General features: G+C 51.0%; 5 protein-coding genes and 1 pseudogene. 3 read left to right on the forward strand and 3 right to left on the reverse strand.

Features of this window, described 5'->3' with window-relative positions; translation table 11 throughout:
* The first annotated feature begins 261 nt into the window (after window positions 1-261).
* The 3 genes and pseudogenes from FKZ61_RS24580 to FKZ61_RS23550 all read left to right on the forward strand — a co-directional run bounded on the left by FKZ61_RS24580 (window position 262) and on the right by FKZ61_RS23550 (window position 1398).
* Window positions 262-555 (forward strand): annotated as a pseudogene (locus tag FKZ61_RS24580) (type II toxin-antitoxin system RelE/ParE family toxin).
* 18 nt (window positions 556-573) lie between these two features.
* Window positions 574-873: a HigA family addiction module antitoxin gene (locus tag FKZ61_RS24585; protein ID WP_141612614.1), complete on the forward strand. Its 300-nt coding sequence runs from the start codon at window positions 574-576 to the stop codon at window positions 871-873.
* Between the two features lie 177 nt (window positions 874-1050).
* On the forward strand, window positions 1051-1398 hold the full coding sequence (locus FKZ61_RS23550) for a type II toxin-antitoxin system death-on-curing family toxin (protein ID WP_268252129.1): 348 nt from the start codon (window positions 1051-1053) through the stop codon (window positions 1396-1398).
* 158 nt (window positions 1399-1556) lie between these two features.
* Here the strand turns inward: FKZ61_RS23550 and FKZ61_RS23555 are convergent, their stop codons facing one another.
* The 3 genes from FKZ61_RS23555 to FKZ61_RS23565 form a co-directional block, all read right to left on the reverse strand.
* Window positions 1557-1976 carry an aspartyl protease family protein gene (locus FKZ61_RS23555; RefSeq protein ID WP_141612611.1) on the reverse strand — a complete coding sequence of 140 codons (420 nt, stop codon included), beginning with the start codon at window positions 1974-1976 and terminating at the stop codon, window positions 1557-1559.
* Window positions 1973-2185 carry a hypothetical protein gene (locus FKZ61_RS23560; protein WP_141612612.1) on the reverse strand — a complete coding sequence of 71 codons (213 nt, stop codon included), beginning with the start codon at window positions 2183-2185 and terminating at the stop codon, window positions 1973-1975. Before FKZ61_RS23560 ends, FKZ61_RS23555 begins: the two co-directional genes overlap by 4 nt.
* 171 nt (window positions 2186-2356) lie before the next feature.
* Window positions 2357-3236, reverse strand: an 880-nt coding sequence (locus FKZ61_RS23565; RefSeq protein WP_211358715.1) for a hypothetical protein, incomplete at its 5' end; no start/stop codon positions are given.

Genomic DNA, 3236 nt, shown 5'->3' on the forward strand with positions numbered 1-3236 from the left:
AAGAAAAAGCGATACAGGCCAACACGGTCTATGGTGGGAGACATGGCAAGTTCAACAAGTTCAATCGGTTTTGCCTGATAGGAATATTATACCATTACAGTCTGGCGTAAATACCACGGCAGAAATTTGGCGGCACTACCGCTGGTGGAACCTATCAACGCCTGTGCATATTTTGCCGAGCAGGGCAGCGTTTCTCTCGAGTGGTTGGAGAAGGTCTGTATGTCGCTTGTAATAGCATGCCTTCCGTGATACCGTGGACGCATGATACGGTCGTTCAAAGATGCCGGCATCGAAGACATTTTCAACGGTGTCAATTCAAAAGCGGCGTACAAAGCTTGTCTCCCGAGATTGTGGAAAGTGGCAGCGCGGAAACTGGATCAGCTGGATTCCGCCGAAGCGTTAGACGACTTGTGAGTTCCACTGGGCAATCGGTTAGAAGCCTTGAAAGGTGACCGGCAAGGGCAATACAGTATCCGCATCAATGAGCAATATTGGATCTGCTTCATTTGGAGCGAAGCCGGACCGGCAGAAGTTGAGATGATAGATTATCACTGAACAGAGAAGGTGATGAAAATGGTGAGAGTGCCGACGAATCGAGAGCCAACGCACCCTGGGGAAATTTTGCGAGAAGAATTTTTACAGCCGATGGGTATAACACAACGGGAGCTGGCGGCGGGTATCCATGTGCCGTATCAGCGCATCAATGAATTGATCAACGGGAAGCGGGGCATCACGCCGAGTACGGCGTTACGGCTGGCGAAGTATTTGGGGACAACGGCTGGGTTCTGGATGAACTTGCAGTTACGTTGGGACTTGTATCGGGCACAGCAAATCGGGCACAGCAAAAGGAAGCGGAGCAGTTGGAGAAGATAGAGTCGCACATGGTTTCTGCATAAATTGCAAGCAGGCGCTGTCCAACGCTGGGCTGCAGCGGAATCGCTGCGCCCAACGTGGGCGGGCAGCGCAACGCAATGGTTTCGTGACAACGACGCAAGAGGAGAGAACATGGCTACGCTTACGATTACCCTTCCGGCAGAAAAGTGGGCCTGATTGCAAGAGAAGGCCAATCGCTATCAAGTCGCTCCGGAGGAGTTGTTCCGGATGAGCCTTGAAGAATTGCTCACCCGTCCAGATGAGGACTTTCAGCAGGCCATGGAGCATGTGCCTGCCAAGAACGCTGAGATCAAGAACCACCCATTCGTAGACGGCAATAAGCGCATCGGCCATGCAGCCATGGAAACATTTCTGGTGCTAAACGGCTACGAGATAGAGGCTTCGGTCGCTGAGCAGGAGCGGGTGATCTTGCAGGTAGCCCCGGGCGAAATGGGGCGAGAAGCGTTTACGGAGTGGTTGCGTGTGCACATTGTGCCAGGGGTTCGGGAACGGCGAACAGATTGAAAGCCCGCCGCCTAACGGCTAAGCTCACCCGCGCAGCGGCGATGAATGGTCAACCTCCTTCTTGCCCAGGACGTTGATTGGAGCCTCGATCCGCCGCGTCGGGTGCAGCGGGGGGTAGCCGGCACCTTTCGCTGTTCAGTATGAGCCGTCCTGTCAACCTACGTGCCTTTCGGCTTCACCTCAAACATCGATTGCGAACGGAAGAAGCAGACGTCGAATTCCATGAAGAAGTTGATTTGTCCCAAAATCACGGGCACGTCTGTCGATTGGGTCCACGCAAACGCAAGCTCCACCGGTGGGAACGATTCCACCTGACCAGAGACGATCACAGCGCGGGCCGGAAGTTTGGCCAGGTTGCCCGTCAAGTGAACTGGCGTTGTCTCTTCCTCCCAGACTAACCCAAGCTGCAGACCAACCGAGTAGGGTAACACATTGACCGTTGAGCCCGTGTCCAGCAATCCCGAAACCGGCACCGAATGGCTCTCGTGACTCAGCGTTATCGGCAAATACGCTAACAGACTCGCCTCTGGACGACCCGATTCGGCGCTGACATAAGGAAAACGAGCAGGCGAGGTCATGCTTCGGCCTTATGCGTTTCTAGCATCTGCAACAGGGTTTCTGCTGCCTCGAAAGCATTCAGCGGTGTCCAAATTGGATACTCAGTATCCGCTGCCAGGAGTGGCACCCCTTCTTCTTGCGCCAGGTCAATCACGAGAAAGTGCATGAGGCGAAGCTTATCGGCGCGCGACAGGGTTCTCACGGCCGGAAGTAGCTCAGTGAGTGACATTTGCACCTCCATTTGCTTGCTTATAATTCCCATCAAAGTGTAATCGAGGCCGAATCCTGAGGCAATTGGGGAACGATGATGATCGTGGAACTGTCTGCCTGGACTTTGGGCCAGCGCTTGTTATGCCGCCTATAACTATTTGGAAGCATTACCCCTTGAATGCGCAGTGTGTCATTTTAGTCGTATCCAGCTATTAGACTCTTTATCCCAATAATATACCAAATCGGTTGGTGCCCAGGCGTTTTCTGCTTGTTTCTGTGACCAATCGGTAATTGGACTATCACTACAATCTTTGATTTCTACCCACGATGCACGTTCGATCTTAAAGTCATCGGCACCTATATCTGCGCTATAAATGAATCTTTGGGAGGACTCCCAGTTACCCCCCCCAACTTCGGAACGAATGTAAAAGCCACAAAATTGTATGGTATTGGCTGGTATGATAAAGTCGAATACTCCCAAATACTTTCTCCATTGCCCCCAATCTATATCTAGATATTTCCCCATATCTGTGCCCAATGGGATATCAATCGGCTGGCCGTTTTCTAATATGTAGCCGTATTCATCAAGCTCGTATTTCGATAACAAAGGGTAATTGGGAATGACCACAAGAGAATTAGAACGATTTGGACGAAATATCGTATCTAATCTGTCTACGTCAGTTTTTGTTTTTCTTGGTATTTTGAACAACGTTAATATTGCGAGCCGATTCAAGCTGCTGATGCGCACGAGTGTTGCTGTAGGTGACAGCGATGTAGATGATGTGGCTTGCGCAGTGCTAGACATTGGTGGCATTGTAGTAATAATGTCTTTTGAGATGTCGTGAGAACTGTAGAAGGAACGTCCCGTAATCTGCTGGTATATATTATCACCGAAGAACAGGGTAAGTACTGCGACAACAACCCCTGCAATTGTAACAAACTCTGTAATAGTCAACGGCACTCTGAACATTGACAACTGACTACATGAGCCAAATACGCTTGGCGAACTCATTGGGCGACAAGCCAGGGATGGCCAAGCCCTGATGTGGGCGGTCGTTGTACTCATCCAG

It is taken from the genome of Litorilinea aerophila, assembly GCF_006569185.2.
GTDB classification, from domain to species: domain Bacteria; phylum Chloroflexota; class Anaerolineae; order Caldilineales; family Caldilineaceae; genus Litorilinea; species Litorilinea aerophila.

Bases quoted from the DNA above. Each gene is read 5' to 3' on its own strand.
- FKZ61_RS24585 (WP_141612614.1), top strand. From the start codon at position 574: ATGGTGAGAGTGCCGACGAATCGAGAGCCAACGCACCCTGGGGAAATT.
- FKZ61_RS23555 (WP_141612611.1), bottom strand. From the start codon at position 1,976: ATGACCTCGCCTGCTCGTTTTCCTTATGTCAGCGCCGAATCGGGTCGT.
- FKZ61_RS23560 (WP_141612612.1), bottom strand. From the start codon at position 2,185: ATGTCACTCACTGAGCTACTTCCGGCCGTGAGAACCCTGTCGCGCGCC.